Annotated in this window: 14 protein-coding genes; 5 read left to right on the top strand and 9 right to left on the bottom strand. The window is 69.6% G+C overall.

From position 1 onward, the window contains the following. The first annotated feature begins 113 nt into the window (after nt 1-113). Nucleotides 114-476: a DUF4189 domain-containing protein gene (locus ABZV44_RS44760; RefSeq protein ID WP_354851264.1), complete on the top strand. Its 363-nt coding sequence runs from the start codon at nt 114-116 to the stop codon at nt 474-476. Between the two features lie 77 nt (nt 477-553). On the opposite strand, the gene ABZV44_RS44755 is transcribed toward ABZV44_RS44760, so the two are convergent. The 9 genes from ABZV44_RS44755 to ABZV44_RS44715 all read right to left on the bottom strand — a co-directional run bounded on the left by ABZV44_RS44755 (nt 554) and on the right by ABZV44_RS44715 (nt 12,761). After that, the gene (locus ABZV44_RS44755; RefSeq protein ID WP_354851261.1) at nt 554-1,279 is read right to left on the bottom strand and encodes an NAD(P)-binding domain-containing protein; all 726 of its coding nucleotides are present in this window, start codon (nt 1,277-1,279) and stop codon (nt 554-556) included. An 80-nt stretch (nt 1,280-1,359) separates the two neighbouring features. Beyond that, on the bottom strand, nt 1,360-2,319 hold the full coding sequence (locus ABZV44_RS44750; RefSeq protein WP_354851258.1) for a 2-oxoglutarate and iron-dependent oxygenase domain-containing protein: 960 nt from the start codon (nt 2,317-2,319) through the stop codon (nt 1,360-1,362). Next, nucleotides 2,316-2,765, bottom strand: coding sequence for a nucleoside deaminase (locus ABZV44_RS44745; RefSeq protein WP_354851255.1), 450 nt, complete (start codon nt 2,763-2,765; stop codon nt 2,316-2,318). The genes ABZV44_RS44750 and ABZV44_RS44745 overlap by 4 nt, the downstream gene beginning before the upstream one ends. 5 nt (nt 2,766-2,770) lie before the next feature. Beyond that, nucleotides 2,771-4,159: a cytosine permease gene (locus tag ABZV44_RS44740; protein WP_354851252.1), complete on the bottom strand. Its 1,389-nt coding sequence runs from the start codon at nt 4,157-4,159 to the stop codon at nt 2,771-2,773. Nucleotides 4,160-4,172: 13 nt separating this feature from the next. Beyond that, nucleotides 4,173-5,687, bottom strand: a complete 1,515-nt coding sequence (locus ABZV44_RS44735) for an APC family permease (RefSeq protein WP_354851249.1) — start codon at nt 5,685-5,687, stop codon at nt 4,173-4,175. Between the two features lie 178 nt (nt 5,688-5,865). After that, on the bottom strand, nt 5,866-6,438 hold the full coding sequence (locus ABZV44_RS44730) for an isoprenylcysteine carboxylmethyltransferase family protein (RefSeq protein WP_354851247.1): 573 nt from the start codon (nt 6,436-6,438) through the stop codon (nt 5,866-5,868). A gap of 119 nt (nt 6,439-6,557) precedes the next feature. Next, on the bottom strand, nt 6,558-7,772 hold the full coding sequence (locus ABZV44_RS44725; RefSeq protein WP_354851244.1) for an FAD-dependent monooxygenase: 1,215 nt from the start codon (nt 7,770-7,772) through the stop codon (nt 6,558-6,560). Nucleotides 7,773-7,852: 80 nt separating this feature from the next. Then, entirely contained in the window at nt 7,853-10,906 is a 3,054-nt protein-coding gene (locus ABZV44_RS44720) for a BTAD domain-containing putative transcriptional regulator (RefSeq protein ID WP_354851241.1), read from the bottom strand. A 253-nt stretch (nt 10,907-11,159) separates the two neighbouring features. Further along, nucleotides 11,160-12,761 (bottom strand): PucR family transcriptional regulator, encoded by a 1,602-nt coding sequence (locus ABZV44_RS44715; protein ID WP_354851238.1) that lies wholly within the window; start codon nt 12,759-12,761, stop codon nt 11,160-11,162. Nucleotides 12,762-12,865: 104 nt separating this feature from the next. Between ABZV44_RS44715 and ABZV44_RS44710 the strand changes: the two genes are divergently transcribed. The 4 genes from ABZV44_RS44710 to ABZV44_RS44695 all read left to right on the top strand — a co-directional run bounded on the left by ABZV44_RS44710 (nt 12,866) and on the right by ABZV44_RS44695 (nt 18,964). After that, the gene (locus ABZV44_RS44710; protein ID WP_354851235.1) at nt 12,866-14,356 is read left to right on the top strand and encodes a CoA-acylating methylmalonate-semialdehyde dehydrogenase; all 1,491 of its coding nucleotides are present in this window, start codon (nt 12,866-12,868) and stop codon (nt 14,354-14,356) included. A gap of 12 nt (nt 14,357-14,368) precedes the next feature. Continuing rightward, nucleotides 14,369-15,733, top strand: coding sequence for an aspartate aminotransferase family protein (locus ABZV44_RS44705; RefSeq protein WP_354851232.1), 1,365 nt, complete (start codon nt 14,369-14,371; stop codon nt 15,731-15,733). Nucleotides 15,734-15,770: 37 nt separating this feature from the next. Further along, nucleotides 15,771-17,258, top strand: a complete 1,488-nt coding sequence (locus ABZV44_RS44700) for a gamma-aminobutyraldehyde dehydrogenase (protein WP_354851229.1) — start codon at nt 15,771-15,773, stop codon at nt 17,256-17,258. 290 nt (nt 17,259-17,548) lie between these two features. Continuing rightward, nucleotides 17,549-18,964, top strand: a complete 1,416-nt coding sequence (locus ABZV44_RS44695; protein WP_354851226.1) for an FAD-dependent oxidoreductase — start codon at nt 17,549-17,551, stop codon at nt 18,962-18,964. Nucleotide 18,965 lies beyond the last annotated feature (1 nt).

Below are 18,965 nucleotides of genomic sequence, written 5' to 3'. Positions count from 1 at the left end.
ACCCCCCCGTCCCGGAAAACCCCAAATCCCACCCCCCCTTAATTCCCAACACCGGGGGCCCGACCAACCACCCCCGGCAGCCCCGCGCCAGTTCGATCAACGCAAGGAACAACATGCGCAAGACTCTGTTCGCCCTGTCCGGCCTCGCCTTCGCCACCGCCGCCGCGGTGCTGCCCGCCGCCCCGGCCCAGGCCGCCTCCGGCTCGTGGGGCGCGATCGCGGTGTCCGACTACGGCGACCTGGGCTGGTCCTGGAACTACGACACCGAGGGCTCGGCGAGCCAGGCCGCCATCGACAAGTGCGCCAAGGCGAGCTGTTCGACCGTCACCACCTTCACCGGCTGCGGCGCGGTGGCCTTCTCGGATTCGATGAACAAGTACACCGGCGGCTACGGCGCGACGCCGGCCGACGCCGAGAACTCCGCCAAGTGGTACTCCGACTCCTACCTGGTGCGCACGGCCATCTGCAACGACTGAACCACCGGGGCCGGACGACCGCCCTGACATGGTCGGCCGGCCCCGGAGTCCTTGCACTGGAGCCCCTTTCGGGGGCTTCAGCGTTCGGCGGCTTCGACCGCCTTGCGCACCGTTTCAGCATCGGCGGGGGCCGCCTCGTTCTCCCAGAACGGCGCGGCGACGGCGTAGGGGGTGCCGTAGACGGGGGTTTCGGGTTGCGTGCGCCAGCTGTCGGCGAGCGAGCCGATATCGACGGTGTCGTAGCCGAGCCTGCTGATCAGTTCCGCCGCAGCGGTTTTCGCCGCGGTATCGTCACCGGCGATGGGCAGCGCGGTGCGATCGGCCGCCCCGGCGGGGCGGGCCAGCACGGCCAGATGCTTGAACAGGATGTTGTTGAACGCCTTCACGACCCGTGAGCGCGGCAGATGCCGTTGCAGCAGTTCTGAACTGGTGGCCACACCCGCGTCCAGGTCGGCGAATTCGCCGTCGCGGCCCGGATAGTAGTTGTTGGTGTCGATGACCACCTTTCCGATCAACGGCTCGACCGGCACCTGCTGATACGCCTTCAACGGTACGGTCACCACCACGATGTCCCCGGCGGCGGCCGCCTCGGCCGGGGTCGCGGCACGGGCCCGCTCCCCCAGTTCGGCCACCAGCTCCGCGAGGCTCTCCGGCCCTCGTGAATTGCTCAGCACCACATCGATTCCCGCGGCCACGGCCAGCCGGGCCAGGGTGCCGCCGATATTTCCGCTTCCGATCAATCCGAGCGTCGTCATGCCCGCTGGTAACGCGGGCGCGGCGGGCAATGTTCCCGCGAGATCCACCTGCGGTCACCGGGTGGGCGGGTCCAGGTCGCACCCACGGCCGCCGGCACGCGACGGCCGTGGGAGCTCGCCGGGTGGTCTCAGCCGAGGGTGATGGCGTCGAGGCGGGTGCGCAGGAACTCGGCGGAGACGACCGGCGCCAGGCCGGAGACCCGGCCGATGGGCGGCTCGAGGGGCGTCACCCGGGCGTCGTGGTCGAGTTCGTAGAAGTAGATGAGCGACACCAGGTCCTCGTCGGGTGCGGACGCCTGGGGCGGGAGTACGCGGTGGCGGCCCGCGGGCCAGCGCTGGCCGCTCCAATAGGCCAGCAGGTCACCGATGTTCACGGTCAGGGCGGACGGGTCGTAGGGCGCGTCCGCCCAGCCGCCGTCCTCGGTGTAGATCTGCAATCCGCCCGCGCCGGGTTCGCGGTCGAGGACGGTGACGGTGCCGAAGTCGGTGTGCGGGCCGATGCGGAACTGGCCCGGTTCGGGCGGGCCGACCTCGGCCAGCGGCGGGTACCGGTTGATATTGCAGGTCCAGGTCGGACGGCTCGCCAGGCCCTCGAAGGGGTTGTGCGGCAGGTCGAGCGCGGCGGCGAAGAGCGCGAGCAGTTCGTCGGAGAGGGTGCGCATGGCCGCGGTGTAGGCGAGGAACAGCTCGCGCAGCTCGCCCACCTCCTCGGGCCAGACGTTGTCGAGGAACCACACGGTGTCGATCAGGGCGTCGCCGGTGCGGGTGTCCGCGCCGATCGCGAAGGTCTCCTTGAGGTCCGGCGGGGTCTCGGTGCCCTCGGCGTAGCCGTTGGCCTCGAGGCCGGGACCGATCCAGCCGCGCCCGCCGACGGAGACCGCATACCGCTGTTTCACCTCCGGCGGGAGCGCGAAGAAGCGCCGGGCCGCCGCCCGCAGGTCGGCCGGAAGTCCCTGCGGCACACCATGTCCGCGCACCAGGAGGAATCCGGCGCGCTGCATGCCCGCGTCCACCTCGCGCAGCACCGTGGCCGCGGTCTCGCCGCCTTCCCGCCAGCGGTCCAGGTCGACGGTCGCGATGGGGGTCATTCCGCCACTCCTATGTCCTCGTTCCAGAGTTCGGGCCGTTCCGCGATGAAACGGGTCATCATGTCCACGCAGGCCGGATCGTCGAGCACGGTGATGGAAACCCCGTGTGCGGCAAGCCAGTCGTGGCCGCCGGTGAAGGTGCGCGACTCTCCCACGATGACCGCTCCGATGCCGAACTGGCGGACCAGGCCGCTGCAATACCAGCACGGGGACAGGGTGGTGACCATGATGGTGTCGCGGTAGTCGCGGCGGCGGCCGGCATTGCGGAAGGCGTCGGTCTCGGCGTGCACGCTGGGGTCGTCGTTCTGGACGCGGCGGTTGTGGCCGCGGCCGAGCAGGTTGCCGGCGCTGTCGAACAGGGCCGCCCCGATGGGAATCCCGCCTTCCCGCAGCCCGAGTTGCGCCTCGTCATAGGCGGTGACCAGCAGATCCTGTGCGTTGATCATGCCGATCATGCTGCCACCGCGGCGCGTGCGATCCGGGACCGGTTCACGATCAGATAGGCCGCGCCGGAGAGCACGAAGCCGACGAAGAAGGTGATGTCGCCCAGCTGCGGCACCGCCTTGGCGACGAAGCCGACGAACTTCTCCTGATTGGAGAACAGCAGCACCGACACCACCAGCCCGGCCAGGAACGCCGCCACGCCGGCCCAGTTGCGGTGGTCGCGGTCGTAGAGCAGATGGTCGATGCGCTGACCGCGACGCAGGTACTCGTCGGCGAACACCACACCCAGCCACGGCCCGATCCAATACGCGACGATGAGCAGGAAGCCCTCGTAGCTGGCCGCCGCGTCCGGCAGCGCCCACCAGGCGACCAGGAACCCGATCACGCCGAAGGCCACCGACACCAGCGCCCGCTGCGTGCGCACCGAGAACGTGAAGCCCATGGTCACGAAAGCCATTGCGCCCGAGTAGACATTGAGCGCATTGGCGGCCACCGCGCCCACCGCGATGGCCAGCAGGGTCAGGTCCGCCAGCAGCTTGGGCAGGTTGGCGGTGAACACATCGGTCGGGCTGCCCTGCGCGGTGCTCGCCACGGTCGCCGACGCCGCACCGACCACCTCCAGCCAGACACAGGAAATGAACAGGCCCGCCGAGGCGTACGCACCGGTCGCGGCCCGTGACACCGTCGCGGGCAGATAGCGCGAGTAGTCCGCCGCGTAGGGATTCCAGCCCGCGCCGTAACCGAAGGCGGTGCCGACGGTGAGCAGGAATCCGCCCGTGCCGCCCACGCCGCCGGCCGGAGCGGGCGCGCCCAGCGAGGCTTTGCTGAAGATCACCACGGTGACGATGGCGAACACGATGGCCAGCAGCGGGAAGGCGATGCGTTCCACCGCCTGCACCAGGTTGTGGCCGAAGAAGGCGAAGGCGGTCTGCACCACCACGATCACCAGCAGCGCGGTCGGTTTCGGCATGCCGGTCAGGGAATTCAGTGCGAACGCGCCGCTCACGGAGTTGGTGGCGAACCACCCGACCCCGCACATGACCGACATGAACGCGGCGGGCAAGGTGTTGCCGCGATAACCGAAGGCCAAGCGCCCCAGCACCATTTGCGGGACACCGTGCAGGGGCCCGCGCGCCGACAGCAGGTAGTGGGCGGCCGCGCCCAGCCCGGTACCCACGACGATGCCCAGGCTCGCCTGCCAGAAGTTCATGCCGTACGCGGTGACGGCGAGCACGCCCACGAAGACGGTGGCGAACTCCATGTTCGGAGACATCCACGTCCAGAACAGTTTTCGCGGCGTACCGTGCCGGGCGTCCTCGGGGATGTAGTCGTCGCCGCCGGGCTCGACGGCTATCACGCGGTCGCCGTAGGCGGGACGGATCTCGGTGTCGGTCATGGCTTTCCGCCTCTCAGCGCTCGTGTGATTCTTCCAGCACGGTCCGGCCCAGCAGCGCGTAGCGTCCGGGGTCGGTGCGCTTCAGGTACAGGGCGTAGCCGATACCGGCGATGGCCACCGCGGCCACCAGGTACGGCGTCGCCTTCAGAATCAGCGACCCGGCCTCGCTGCCGGCCGCGGTGTCCATATTGAGGACCAGCAGCAGCACCACGCCGATCATGGCCACGCCGCCCACCAGCGGGGCCACCAGAGTCCGGAACCAGTGCCGGGTTTCGGGGTGGTGGTTGCGGAAGTAGGCGATGACCGCGAAGGAGCACACGGCCTGCACGATCAGGATCGCCATGGTGCCGAGCACCGCCATCAGGGTGTAGAGGCTCGCGTAGGGGTCCTTGCCCGCGAGGCCGAAGGCCAGCACCAGCACGGCCGAGAAGACGGTCTGCACCAGACCGGCGATGTACGGGGATCCGTTCTGCGGGTGGGTCTTTCCGATCGTCCGCTTCAACGCCGGAATCACGTCCTCGCGGCCAAGCGCGTAGAGGTAGCGGGAGGCGCAGTTGTGGAAGGCCATGCCGCAGGCCAGCGAACCGGTGACCATGAGCCACTGCATGGTGTCCACGGCCCAATGCCCGACATAGCGTTCGGTGGGCGCGAAGAAGAGATTCATCGGATTGTCGGAGGCGGCCAGTTCCATGGCCCTGCCCTGCCCGTTGCCGGAGATGGTCATCCAGGAGATGAACAGGTAGAACACGCCGACACCGAGGACGGCGATCATGGTGGCGCGCGGGATGATTCGCTTCGGATTCTTGGATTCCTCACCGTAGATGGCGGTGGATTCGAACCCGACCCACGACCAGAAGGCGAAGAACAGTCCCAGGCCCGCGGACGCGCCGTGGAAGGCGTTGACCGGATTGATCGGGGCCAGCGACAAACCGTCCGGCCCGCCGCCGTGCAGCAGCACCGACAGGCCCATGACCGTCAGCACGGTCACCTCGGTGACCAGCAGCACGATGAGCAGCCGCTCGGCCACGGCGACGCCGAACCAGGTGCCCAGGCCGTTGATCACCAGCATCAGGATGGCGAACACCCACCACGGAATGTTCACGCCCACCTGATCGGAGACGGTGTTGTGCGCGAAGCTCGAGAAGATGCCGATCAGCGACGGCTCGAACACCATGTAGGCGAAGGTGGCCAGCAGCCCGGCCGACAGGCCCGCGGTGCGGCCCAGGCCGTAGGAGATGAAGCCGTAGAACGCGCCGGTGGTGGTGATGTGCTTGGCCATGGTGGTGTAGCCGATGGTGAAGATGGCCAGCACCACCATGGCGATCAAAAACGCCGCGGGCGTGCCGATTCCGCTGCCGGCCGACATCATGAACGGCACATTGCCGGTCATGGCGGTGATGGGCGCGGCCGTCGCGACGGCCATGAACACCACGCCGAGCAGACCGACCACATTGGGTTTGAGCCGCGACACTCCCGCTGCGGATGTGTCCGATCCCCCGGAAAGTACGGTTGGTGCACTCGATTCCATGGTGAAGCTCCTCAATCTTGGTCGACTGACCTGCGAGGAATGTTCGGGCTGGAATGTTGCCTGGATATGAAACGGAGTTACCGGCAGAAACCAAAGGAGTGACTCAGGTCACTATTCTTACAGTCAGCCGGAAACCCGGTCCGGTGCTTTACGGATCGTATGGCGACCCCGCCTGAGGTCACCAGACGCCGGGGACCAGGCGCTTGGTCGTGTGGCGATAGGTCTCGTAGGGGGCGCCAAGGGTTGCCACCAGCGTCTTCTCCTCGAGCGTGATCCGGCGCAGGAACGCGTAGACCGGGACCACGGTGGTGAGCAGCAGGGACAGGTAGTTGCCGGCGGCCAGGCCGAAGCCCAGCGTCAGTAGCAGGATGCCGGTGTAGGAGGGGTGCCGGATCCAGCGGTAGGGGCCGGTGCTGATGACCGGCTGGTCGCGGTCCACCTCGACGGTGGTGCGAAAGTGCTTGCCCAGCACCGCGATCGCCCAGGCTCGCACGACCAGGCCCAGCCACATGAGGGCGACGCCGAGGATCTGCCACGGCAGGACCGGGCCGGGAAAACGCAGCGGGCTGCCGGCCGGGAGGAGGATTCCGGCGAAGCTGGCGACCGTCATGGCGGCGGCCACCAGCACGAAGATGAGGAGCCTGGTGTGGCCGTCCCCGGCGGTGGAGCCGGTGCCGCGCAGGCGATCCCGCACCCGCAGCGCGATCTCGAATGCCATCCACGCCCAGGTGGTGTACACGGCGATGGTCACGTTGGACTCCCTTCCGGTTCGAGATAACCATCAAACGGGATCGGCCCGCATCAGGGATCCACCCGGAGAACGAACCCTGAGCGCCCCGGATCAGACCTGCTGCCGACACCGCGCCTCGATCAGTACCGCTCGAGTCGAATGGCATTGGCGGCCTTCTCGATCGGCTTCATGATCGGGCGCAGGGCCATGCCCTTCCACGGCATCCAGCGCAGCATGCGCATCATGGTCATCTGCATGCGCAGGGCGCGGGCGTCGGCGGCGACCATCTGGGTGGCGTTGTTCCAGCCGAGGGTCAGGTTCTCGTCGACGTACTCGCACATGCGCTCCTGGTAGGCGGCGAAGGCGACGCGGTGGTCGCCGGCGGCGGCGCGCAGCTCACCGGCCAGCACGTACGCCCCGACCAGGGCCATGCTGGTGCCCTGCCCGGACAACGGCGACGGGCAGTAGGCGGCGTCGCCGACCAGCGCGACGCGGCCCGAGGACCAGCGCTCCAGATGGATCTGGCTCACCGTGTCGAAATAGAAGTCCGGCGAGTCCGGCATGGCGTCGAGCAGGGTCGCCGTCTCCCAGCCGCCGCCGGCGAAGACCTCGGCCACCAGCCGCTGCTGTGCGGCGGTGTCGCGGCGGTCCGGCAGCTGCTCGGGAGCGGGAAAGATGAACTGCGCCTTGGCCGCCGAGCGCTGCGTGCTGTACACCTGCACGACCTTGCCGGGGGCGGCGTGGATGAGCTCCCAGTGATCGAGGTCCAGGTAGTTCGGCACCGAGATGACGCAGGCCGCCATGCCGGTGTGCCGGGCGAACTGCTCCTCCGCGCCGAAGACACTGCGGCGCACCGTGGAATGCATGCCGTCCGCGCCGATCACCAGGTCGAACACCTGGGGAGCCGCATGGCGGAAGTGCACCTCGACGCCGTCGGCGTGCTCGATCAGCTCGGTGATGGCGTCGCCGAACCGATAGTCGACGCCGCTCTTGCCGGCGTCGAACAGGATTCGCGCCAGGTCGCCGCGCAGCACCTCGTCGTCGCCGGGCGAACGCATGCCGATCAGGTCCGGTCCGAGGGTGGCGATCGCCTTGCCGGTCGCGTCCACCCACGCACCACCGCGCATATCGGTGGAGGCGTTGCGGATCTCGCCGGAGAGCCCCATCCGCTCCACGACTTCCATTGCCACGCCGCGGATATCGACCTTGTACCCGCCCTCGCGCAGGGCTGGAGCCTGCTCCACGACGGTGACGGTGAAGCCGTACTTCTTCAGCCAGAAGGCGAGGGCCGGGCCGGCGACGCTGGCGCCGGAGATGAGGACGGTCTTGTTGGCGAACTGCTGTGTGCTGGTCATGTCACACAGCTTCGGCCGGGGCGCTCACCAACCCCTCACCGTCGGCTCACCGGCCCTCACCAACACCCTGACCTGCGATTTCAGGCGTCGCCCAACAGTGCCAGCCCCTCCCGCGCCCGCTCGTGCGCCTCGGTGATGGCGATCGAACCTCCGGCCGGGATCTCCAGCACCGACCGGTAGAGGCTCCGCGCTGCGGCCGGGTCCTCGGCACGAGCGATATCCCCCAGGCCGCGAAGTGCAGCGGCGTACATGTCGATCGCGCCGTGGGTCCGCGACAGCTCCGCTGCCCGTTCATAATCCGCGCGGGCCGCTTCGGCATCCGGCTCCGCCGCCCCGCCGAGGTAGATATCGCCGCGACGGGTCAAGAGGTCGGCAGTGTCCGCGGCCCAACCCAATTCGGTGTTCACCGCGATCGCCTCATCGATCAGAGCCAGCGGGGCGGCCCGATCGCCGTGCCGCTCGGCCACCGCCGCCAGCTTGTCCAAGGAGGCCGCGATCGCCCACCGGTCCCCGATCCGCCGGAACCGCGCCAGCGCCGCCGCGAACTCCGGCTCGGATTCGTCGACCCGCCCGGACATGAACAACGCCATCCCGTCCCCCAGCCGCAGAAACGCCTGCGACCAGTCATCCGCCCCGAACAGCCGGCGCAACTCAGCGGGCTTCCCGGGCAGCATCCCGCCCGCGAGCGCGAGCAGGAAGATCAGATGCGGCTGCCGCATCGGATGTTCCTGCGCCGCAACGCCGGCCGCCGCCCGCTCGACCTCGGCCGCGAGATCATCCCGTCCCCGCGCCGCCACCGCCACCACCAGCGCGTATTGCTCGGGATCCACCGCGACCCGCGACCCGGGCCGGGATGTGCGAGCCGCCGCGGCGACGCTCGACCCCACTCCCGGCGCATCATGCCCAGCAGCGGTTTCCGCAACGAACGGCACGCGCCGCTCCTCGCCCAGAGGGCGCGCATCCGACCTGTGCGCCGCAGTGGGGGTGACCAGCGCCGTAGGCTCGTGGAGGTCTGCGTCTCGGCGGTCGCCGACGCCATCACGGCGCACCGGCCGACCCAGCGGCCGGGTAGCCGAGGCCGGCCGACGTGCCGCCGAATTCAGTTCGGGTAGTAGGCGGTTGGCGAGGGCGGGGCCGTCGCCGGAGTGGCCGGTGAGCCACCAGTACCAGGCTTGGGCGGCGATGAGGCGGGCGGCGAGGGCGGGGTCGGCGGTGGTGGACCAGTGCAGGGCGGCCTGGAGATCGTCGTGGTCGGTGGTGAGGCGGGCCAGGTGCTGGAGTTGGGTGGCGGTGCGTAGCAGGGGGTCCGTGGTTTCGGCCGTGTCGGTGAAGTATTCGGCGTGGGCGCGTTGGGTTTTCTCGTGGTCGCCGGATTCGATGGCGCGGGTGCGGGCGAATTCGCGGATGGTTTCGAGCATCCGGTAGCGGCCGGCGGCGATGTCCAGGAGGGATTTGTCAGTGAGGTCGGCGAGGAGGTCGTCGATATCGTCGATGTCGCACACCCGGCGGGCCTGTTCGGCGGTCGCGCCGCCCGCGAATACCGAGAAGCGCTGGGCCAGTCGCTGTTCGGCGGGTTCGAGGAGTTCCCAGCTCCAGGCCACCACGGCCTGCAGGGTCTGGTGGCGGGGTTCGGCGGTGCGGTCGCCGCGGGCCAGCAGGCGGAAGCGGTCGGTGAGGCGGGCGTCGATCTCGGGGAGGTCGAGAGTGCGCAGGCGGGCGGCCGCGAGCTCGATGGCGAGCGGGAGGCCGTCGAGGCGGCGGCAGATGCGGGCGACCAGGGCGATGGTGCCCGCGTCCGGGAGGAAGCCGGGGCGGACCGCGGCCGCCCGGTCGGCGAACAGGCGCACCGCCGGGGCCGCCAGCTGGTCGGCCAGCGGCGAATCCGATGGGGCCATGGGCAATTGGGGAACGGGGAACAGCGATTCGCCCGTGACCCGCAGCGCCTCGCGGCTGGTGGCGAGAATCCGCAGGCCCGGGCATGCGACCAGCAGGCGGTGCGCGAGGCGGGCGATATCGAGGACGACGTGCTCGCAATTGTCGAGGATGAGCAGCAGCGGACGGTCGGCGAGCACGGCGACCAGCTGCGACTCGACATCGCGTGGTCCGGGGGCCGCATGCGCCGACAGGTCGCGACAGCCCAGGGCGCTCGCGATCGCCTGGGCCGCCTGCACACCGTCCACCAGCGGTGCCAATTCGACGAAGCAGACGTCGCCGCGGACCCGGCTGCCCGCCGCCAGCGCCAGCCGCGTCTTCCCGGTGCCGCCGGGGCCGATCAGGGTGACGAGGCGGGCCTGGGCGATCAGTGGCACCAGCCGCGCGAGTTCGTCCTCCCGGCCGACGAAACTGGTGAGCGGGGTGGGCAGTCGCCGATTCGGCACGGCCGCAACCTCATCCGCGCGCAGGATTGCCAGGTGGGCGTCCATGAGCTCGGCCGAGGGATCGGCCCCGAGCTCGTCGGCGAGCAGCCGCCGTCCCGCTTCGAAGGACTCCAGTGCCTCGGCCTGCCGGCCCGCCGCGTACAGGGCACGCATGAGCAGAGCGCGCGCCCGCTCCCGGAGGGGATGTGCCGCAACCAATTCCGACAGTGTCGCCACCACCGCCTGCGAATCCCCCACCGCCAGCGCCGCCTCCGCCCGATCCTCCTCGGCGGCCAGCCGCGCCTCGTCCAGCCGCGCGCCCTGACTCTCGGCGAAGGGCGCGTCCCGCACATCGGCCAGCGCCGGACCGCGCCATAATCCGAGCGCCTCGTCCAGCAGCGTCATCGCCGCGCCGGAATCCCGGTCCCGCAAGGCTTTCCGCCCCTGCTCGGCCAGCCGCGCGAACCGGAGCGCATCCACCGACTCCGGGTCGACCGCCAATCGATAACCCGCCCCGGCCGACTCGACGAACTCGCCGTCCCCCACCCCGGTGCGCAGCGCCCGCCGCAGCCGCGACACCTGCGACTGCAACGCATGCCCCACATCCCCCGGTGGCTCCGACCCGTACAGGTCGTCGATCAGCCGCTCCCGCCCGACCACCCGCCCGGCATCCAATGCCAACACCGCCAGCAAGGCCCGCACCTGCGGACCCCCAATCGGAAACGGGCCCCCATCGGCCCGTCGCGCCTCGATCGGACCCAGAATCCCGAACTCCACGCGGCCAGTATGCCCGGGCCGGACCTGACCCCCAACGCGTGGATCTGAGCCGCTCCCGCTCATTCCGGTGCGCTGTGCCCGGAGCCTGCCGACCCACGTCGGAAGCACCGCCGGTTCGAATCCCAGGCCGGCGGCATACCTGGACGACGGGCGGCGATCCGGATCACCGCTTGGAGAATGCGCTGGCGCACAGGGCTTCTCGGGCCTGTCCCGTACCTCGGAATGCACGCCGCAGGACCCTCGCGGGCTGCGGTCAGCGGGGTTCAGGGGCAGCGACCAGGTCCCGGATGAGCAGGGCGGTGTGGAGGGAGGTGCGGGTCTCGCCGTTGTCGAGATCGACGTCGAGGATGCGTTCGATGCGGGACAGGCGGTCGTAAAGGGTGGGCCGGCTGATATTGAGACGCTTGGCGAGTTCGGTCTTGTTGCCCGCCAGGTCGAGGAATTGGCGCAGGGTGCGGGTGAGATCGGCGGCATTGCGGATGTCGTGGCGGAGCAGGGCGCTCAGCTCGGTCTCGGCGAAGCGCTGGACGCCCGGCTCGTCGCGGATGAGCGATAGCAGGCCGCGCAGCCGGACGTCGCCGCTGCGATAGAAGGGGCGCGGAACCGAAGGGTCCAGGGAGAGAGCGACTTCGGCGACGTGCGCGGCCTGGGCCAGCTCGCGCGCGGTGTCGAGGAGGGAGTCCGATTCACCGCCGGCGCCGATGACCGCGCGCTCCACACCCGGCACGCGGCGGATCTCGGCGAGCATGGCCGAGCAGATCGCGGTGAGCGCGCCGTCCAGGTCGCCGCTCCGGGCGACGCCCAGCACGATGGTGACCCGATTGCCGTGGTCGGGTGCGGCCAGCGCGGTGGCCTTGGCCAGTGCCACCCCGTGCAGCGCCGCGTCCAGCAGTGCGGCCGTACGGCGTTGCTGCGCCACCGGATCCGCCTCGGCCGCCGCCGCGACCTCCACCGCGAGCGGGACATAGCGGGCGCGGCGGGCCAGCCCGAGCGCCGCCGCCAGCGCCACGGCGTCGCGCTCGTCGGTGAGGCGGCCGTTGACCATATCGTCGATGAGCCCGGTCTGGGCCTGCCGGTGCAGTCCGAAGCGGTCGCGCTCGATCATCCGGTGCAGGGTCAGTGTCTGCGCGCCGCGTTCGAGCACCATGCGGGCGCGGGCCGTGGGTACCCGGCTGGAGCGCAGGATGAGCCGGCCCCAGCGCTGTGTATGCGGGCCCACCGGAACCACATTCGGGTCGGAGTCGGGCAGCAACCGGGAGGTGGTCTCCCAGTGCTCGAGCAGGGCCGAGGTGCCGGTGTGGCGCGCGGTCAGGGCCAGCACGCGATGCGCCAGGTCCTCGAGCACGACCGAGGCGTCCAGCATTCCGGCAGCGGTTTTCACGATCTCGGCCAGCGACGCCCGCCGCACGCTCAGCGCCGTGAACGTCTCGTGCACCGTGCGCGCGAATTCCAGCTCCGCGTACTGGTCGGCCACGATCACCCGGTGCACCGCCTCGGTGACCTCCACGAACCGCACCACCCGATGCAGCGCCACGGTCGGCAACCCCACCCGGTCGGCGGTCTCGGCCACCACCGGCGACAATTCCCGCACGTAGGTGCCCAATTCGATGACCAGCCCGGACACCCCGGCCGCGGCCAGCGATTCCAGGTAGGCCACGGTGGCCGCGTCGCTACCGGCCAGCGCCTGTCCGGTGGTGAGAATCAATTCCCGTCCCACCAGAAGTTTCGCCACGTCCGGCAGTTCGCTCACATGCACCCACCGCACCGGCCGATCCAGCGGACCGCCGCCCACGACCTGCGGCTGCCCGGCCCGCACGACCGGCATGGCCAGCACATCAGCAACGGAGAGGAGCACCGACGAATCGTAATACGAAGTTGGAAAATGGATACACAACGTCGGGAATCAACCGGCGGGTAATGGCGCAGAGTAGGGACGGACACTCACGGAATCGAGGAGATATGCAGACCATCGCACACTGGCTCGACGGCAAGTCCTTCACCGGTTCCAGCACGGCGACCGCACCGGTCACCAATCCCGCGACCGGCGTGGTGACCGGACAGGTCGCCCTGGCCTCCGCGGCCGACGTCCGCACCGTGATCGAATCCGCCGTGGCCGCGTTCCCCGCCTGGCGCGACGCCTCCCTGGCCAAGCGCACCCAGGTGCTGTTCCGCTTCCGCGAACTGCTCAACGAGCGCAAGGAGGAGCTGGCCGCCCTCATCACCAGCGAGCACGGCAAGGTGCTCGCCGACGCGATGGGCGAGGTCACCCGCGGCCTCGAGGTCGTCGAATTCGCCTGCGGCATACCGCATCTGCTCAAGGGCGGCTACACCGAGAACGCCTCCACCAAGGTCGACATCTTCTCCGTACGGCAAGCCCTGGGCCCGGTGGCCATCATCTCGCCGTTCAATTTCCCGGCCATGGTGCCCATGTGGTTCTTCCCCGTCGCCATCGCGGCCGGCAACACCGTGGTGCTCAAGCCGAGCGAGAAGGACCCCTCGCCCTCGCTGTGGCTGGCCGAGCTGTGGCGCGAGGCCGGGCTGCCGGACGGGGTCTTCAACGTGGTCCAGGGCGACAAGGTGGCGGTGGACGAACTGCTGGCGAACCCCGCGATCAAGGCGGTGTCGTTCGTCGGTTCCACCCCGATCGCCAAGTACGTCTACGAGCACGGCACCGCCGCCGGCAAACGCGTGCAGGCCCTCGGCGGGGCCAAGAACCACATGGTGGTGCTGCCCGACGCGGATCTGGACCTGGCCGCCGACGCCGCCGTGAACGCGGGCTTCGGCTCGGCCGGTGAACGCTGCATGGCCATCAGCGCGCTGGTGGCGGTGGGCGATATCGCCGACGACCTGGTGGCGCGGATCACCGAGCGCGCCAAGACCATTCGCACCGGCGACGGCACTCGCGGCACCGATATGGGCCCGCTGGTGACCGAGGCGCACCGGGACAAGGTGGCGGCCTATATCGCGGCGGGCGAATCCTCCGGCGCCACCGTGGTTCTCGACGGCCGCGGGGTGGCCGCCGACGGCGCGGCCGACGGATTCTGGCTGGGCCCCACCATTCTCGACCACGTCACCACCGACATGAGCGTGTACACCGACGAGATCTTCGGCCCGGTGCTGTCGGTGGTCCGGGTGGACAGCTACGACGAGGCGCTGGCCCTCGTCAACGACAACCCCTACGGCAACGGCACCGCCCTGTTCACCAATGACGGCGGCGCGGCCCGGCGCTTCCACAACGAGGTCGAGGTCGGCATGGTCGGCATCAATGTCCCCATTCCGGTCCCCATGGCCTACTACAGTTTCGGAGGCTGGAAGAACTCCCTGTTCGGCGATTCGCATGCGCACGGCACCGACGGCGTGCACTTCTTCACCCGCACCAAGGCCGTCACCACCCGCTGGCTCGATCCCAGCCACGGCGGCCTGAACCTCGGCTTCCCCCAGAACCACTGAACGGAGTCCGCGATGACCCTGCCCAATGGGCTGACCCCGGAGGCGGCCCGCGAAAAAGCCGCCCGCGCCTACGAACTGGACCGCAAGCACGTCTTCCACTCCTGGTCCGCGCAGAAGTCGCTGGATCCCATGGTGATCACCGCCGCTCAGGGCTGCTACGTGTGGGACGGCGACGGCAACCGGCTGCTCGACTTCTCCTCGCAGATGGTGAACACCAATATCGGACACCAGCATCCGAAGGTGGTGGCCGCCATCCAGGAGCAGGCGGCCATGCTGTGCACCATCGGCCCGGCCTACGTGAACGACGCCCGCTCGGAGGCGGCGCGGCTCATCGCCGAACGCACCCCCGGTGAGCTGAACCGGATCTTCTTCACCAATGGCGGCGCGGACGCGGTCGAGCACGCGGTGCGCATGGCCCGGCTGCACACCGGGCGGTACAAGGTGCTCGCGCGCTACCGGTCGTATCACGGCGGCACCGAGACCGCGGTCAATCTGACCGGCGACCCGCGGCGCTGGCCGAACGACCACGGCAATGCGGGAGTCGTGCACTTCTTCGGACCGTTCCTGTATCGCTCGCACTTCCACGCCACCACCGAGGCCGAGGAGACCGAACGGGCGCTGCAGCACCTCGAGCAGACCATCGCGCTCGAGGGGCCGAGCACCATCGCGGCCGTCATTCTGGAATCGGTGCCGGGCACGGCCGGCATCATGGTGCCGCCCCCGGGATACCTGGCCGGCGTGCGCGAACTGTGCGACAAGTACGGCATCGTGTTCATCGCCGACGAGGTGATGGCGGGCTTCGGCCGCACCGGAGAATGGTTCGCCATCGACCATTTCGACGTGGCGCCGGACCTGCTCACCTTCGCCAAGGGCGTCAACTCCGGGTATGTGCCGCTGGGCGGCGTCGCCATCGCACCGCACATCGCGGCCACCTTCGACGACCGCGCCTATCCGGGCGGGCTCACCTACTCCGGGCATCCGCTGGCCGCGGCCGCGGCCGTCGCGACCATCACCGCCATGCGCGAGGAGCGCATCGTCGAGAACGCCGCCGACATGGGCGAGCGCGTCATCGGCCCGGGTCTGCGGGAACTGGCCGAGCGGCACCCGAGCGTCGGTGAGGTCCGCGGACTCGGCGTGTTCTGGGCCGTGGAGCTGGTCCGCGACCGCGCCACCCGCGAACCCCTGGCGCCCTACGGCGGCACCAGCCCGGCCATGAACGAGACGGTCGCCGCGGCCAAGGCCGCCGGACTGCTGCTGTTCGTGAACTTCAACCGCCTGCACGTGGTCCCGCCCTGCACCATCAGCGAAGCCGAGGCCAAGGAGGGACTCGCCATCCTCGATCAGGCGCTCACGGTCGCCGACTCCCATACCGTGTGACCCGGAGACGGTGAATTCCGAGAAGGCGAGGAGCGCGATGGATCAGGAACAACTGCAATTCATCGGCGGCGCACGACGATCCGGGTCGGGCGCGCCGCTGTCGATCATCGCGCCGGCCACGGGCGCGGTCATCGCCGCGGGCGCCGGCGCGAACGCGGCCGACGTCGAGTCGGCGGCGACCGCGGCCCGGGCGGCCTTCCCCGGCTGGGCCGGGCTCACCCCGGCCGCCCGGTCGGACCTCATGCACGAATGGGCCCGGATCCTGCGCGCTCGTGCCGGGGACCTCGCCGCGATCGAAAGTGTCAACGCGGGCAAGCCGATTCGCCTCGCCACGGAATTCGACGTGCCCGGCACCATCGACAACACGGCCTTCTTCGCCGGCGCCGCCCGGCACCTGGAAGGCAAGGCGGCAGCCGAATACTCCGGTGACCACACCTCGTCGATCCGGCGGGAACCCCTCGGCGTCATCGGGTCCATCGCGCCCTGGAACTATCCGCTGCAAATGGCGGCCTGGAAGATCCTGCCCGCCGTCGCCGCCGGAAACACGGTGGTGCTCAAGCCTTCCGAGCTGACCCCGCTGTCCTCGCTGTTGTTCGCGGAGGCCGCCACCGACGCGGGCGTGCCGCCGGGCGTGATCAATGTGCTCACCGGCACCGGCGCCGAGGCGGGACAGCCGCTGGTGGAGCATCCGGCCGTGGCCATGGTGTCGTTCACCGGCTCCACCGGGGTCGGCAAACGGGTGGCCGCCACCGCCGCCGGTATGGTCAAGCGGGTCCACCTCGAACTCGGCGGCAAGGCCCCCTTCGTCGTCTTCGACGACGCCGACCCGGAAGCCGCGGCGCGAGGCGCGGTCGCGGGCGCGCTCATCAATACCGGCCAGGATTGCACGGCCGCCACCCGCGCCTATGTGCAACGCCCGCTGTTCGAGGAATTCGTCGGCCGTGTAGCCGATCTCATGGACCGGGTGACACTCGGTCCGGTCGAGAACCTGGAAACCGATATGGGACCGCTCATTTCGCGCGCACACCGCGACAAAGTGCTGGGCATGGTGGAACGCGCCCGCGAATCCGGCGCGAAAATCGTTCACGGCGGCCGAATTCCGGAACACACCCCGGCGGCCGGTTCGTACTTCGAGCCGACCCTGATCACCGGCGCGGCCCAGGACTCCGAGATCGTGCAGCACGAGATCTTCGGCCCGGTGTTGGTCGTACTGCCCTTCGAGACCGACGACGAGGCCATCGCGCTGGCCAATGACACGGTCTACGGGCTGGCCGCCTCCGCCTGGTCCCGCGACGTGTTCCGCACCCAGCGGGCGAGCCGGGAAATTCAGGCCGGCTGCGTGTGGATCAACGACCATATTCCGATCATCAGCGAAATGCCGCACGGTGGGTACAAGTCCTCCGGATTCGGAAAGGACATGTCCGCCTACGCATTCGAGGAGTACACGAATATCAAGCACGTCATGTCGGATATCACCGGCGCGGCGCACAAGCCCTGGCACGACACCATCTTCCGGGCCGGGTAAAAGGCGGCGATATCGCGCGGGCGGGCTCCGATCGGACCCGCCCGCGAATTTCTGGGCTATCCTCATGACACAGGAGGAGGCGGAAATGGACCGGCCGACGTCGCCGACGCAGGTATTGCGGTCCACCGTGCGTATGCCCCGCCGCTCCGAGGATCGCGCCGCCACCAGCTGACTCTCTCGAAAGCCGCCGACTGGTCCCCCCACGGGTGACCATCGGCGGCTTCCACGTACCCCGAGCACGCAGGCGCGAACGTTCGCCGTTACGGCACGAGAGAAGGAGTTGATCGGCCATGTCGGCCAAAGGAAGCAAACTGTGGGCGTCGGCACTCATCGATGCAGCGCCGACGCCGTACTGGACCGACCGGCCCGAGCGGCCGACCCCCACCGACCCCCTCACCACCGCCACCACCGCGGATCTGGCCGTCGTCGGCGGCGGCTACAGCGGACTCTGGACCGCGCTGCTGGCCAAGGAACGCGATCCCGGCATCGATGTGGTGCTGCTGGAGTCCGGTCTCTGCGGACACGCGGCCTCGGGCCGCAACGGCGGATTCTGCTCCGCCAGCCTGACCCACGGCCTGGCCAATGGCATGGAGCGCTTCCCCGACGAGATCGGACAGCTCGAACGGCTCGGCCGCGCCAACCTGGACGACATCGAGAAGGCCATCCTCCGGTACGGCATCGACTGCGACTTCGAGCGCACCGGCGAAATGGAGGTCGCCACCGCGCCCCACGAGGTCGAATGGCTGCAGGAGAGCCACGACGCCGCCGAAGCCCTCGGCTACCGCACCGAGCTGCTCGACGCCGGCCAGGTGCAGGGCATGGTGCACTCCCCCACCTACCTCGGCGGCTGGTGGGACCGCGATGGCGTCGCCATGCTCGATCCGGCCCGGCTGGCCTGGGGACTACGGCGCGCCTGCCTGGATTCCGGTGTCCGCATCTTCGAAGGCACTCCGGTGCAACGCCTTTCGAAATCCCACGGCGGCACGCTCACCCTGCACACCCCGCACGGTGAGGTCCGCGCGCCCCGGGTCGCCCTGTGCACCAGCGCTTTCGCGGGCCCGGTGCCCAAGGTGTCACGCCACGTGGTGCCGGTCTACGACTACGCGCTGATGACCGAGCCACTCACCGCCGAACAGCTCGACAGCATCGGCTGGGGTACCCGCATGGGCCTGGGCGACGCCTCCTACCGCTTCCACTACTACCGCCTGACCAGCGACAACCGCATCCTCTTCGGCGGCTACGACGCCATCTACCACTTCGGCAATCGCATCGCCCCCGCCCTGGAATACAACGAGGCCACCTTCGAAACCCTCGCCCAGCACTTCTTCCAGACCTTCCCGCAGCTCGACGGCCTGCGCTTCACCCACCGCTGGGGCGGGGTCATCGACACCTGCGGCCGGTTCTGCGCCTTCTTCGGCTCCGCCTACAAGGGCCGGCTGGTCTACGCCGCCGGCTACACCGGGCTCGGGGTGGGCGCGACCCGCTTCGGCGCGGAGGTCATGCTCGACCAGCTGTGGGGGCGCGACACCGAGCGGACCCGCCTGCGCATGGTCCGCTCCCGGCCGCTGCCGCTGCCACCGGAACCGTTGCGCTCCGCGGGAATTCACCTCACCCGCTGGTCCCTGGCCCGCGCGGACGCGCACCAGGGACGCCGCAATCTGTGGCTGAAAACCCTCGACTACACCGGCCTGGGCTTCGACAGCTGAG

It is taken from the genome of Nocardia sp. NPDC004860, assembly GCF_040609015.1.
Taxonomy (GTDB): Bacteria; Actinomycetota; Actinomycetes; order Mycobacteriales; family Mycobacteriaceae; genus Nocardia.
Note: the sequence above shows the minus strand (reverse complement) of the source record. Positions and strands in the feature narration are given on the sequence as shown.

Coding starts and splice junctions, on each gene's coding strand:
- ABZV44_RS44760 (WP_354851264.1), top strand. CDS start 114: ATGCGCAAGACTCTGTTCGCCCTGTCCGGCCTCGCCTTCGCCACCGCC.
- ABZV44_RS44750 (WP_354851258.1), bottom strand. CDS start 2,319: ATGACCCCCATCGCGACCGTCGACCTGGACCGCTGGCGGGAAGGCGGC.
- ABZV44_RS44745 (WP_354851255.1), bottom strand. CDS start 2,765: ATGATCAACGCACAGGATCTGCTGGTCACCGCCTATGACGAGGCGCAA.
- ABZV44_RS44740 (WP_354851252.1), bottom strand. CDS start 4,159: ATGACCGACACCGAGATCCGTCCCGCCTACGGCGACCGCGTGATAGCC.
- ABZV44_RS44735 (WP_354851249.1), bottom strand. CDS start 5,687: ATGGAATCGAGTGCACCAACCGTACTTTCCGGGGGATCGGACACATCC.
- ABZV44_RS44725 (WP_354851244.1), bottom strand. CDS start 7,772: ATGACCAGCACACAGCAGTTCGCCAACAAGACCGTCCTCATCTCCGGC.
- ABZV44_RS44710 (WP_354851235.1), top strand. CDS start 12,866: ATGCAGACCATCGCACACTGGCTCGACGGCAAGTCCTTCACCGGTTCC.
- ABZV44_RS44705 (WP_354851232.1), top strand. CDS start 14,369: ATGACCCTGCCCAATGGGCTGACCCCGGAGGCGGCCCGCGAAAAAGCC.
- ABZV44_RS44700 (WP_354851229.1), top strand. CDS start 15,771: ATGGATCAGGAACAACTGCAATTCATCGGCGGCGCACGACGATCCGGG.
- ABZV44_RS44695 (WP_354851226.1), top strand. CDS start 17,549: ATGTCGGCCAAAGGAAGCAAACTGTGGGCGTCGGCACTCATCGATGCA.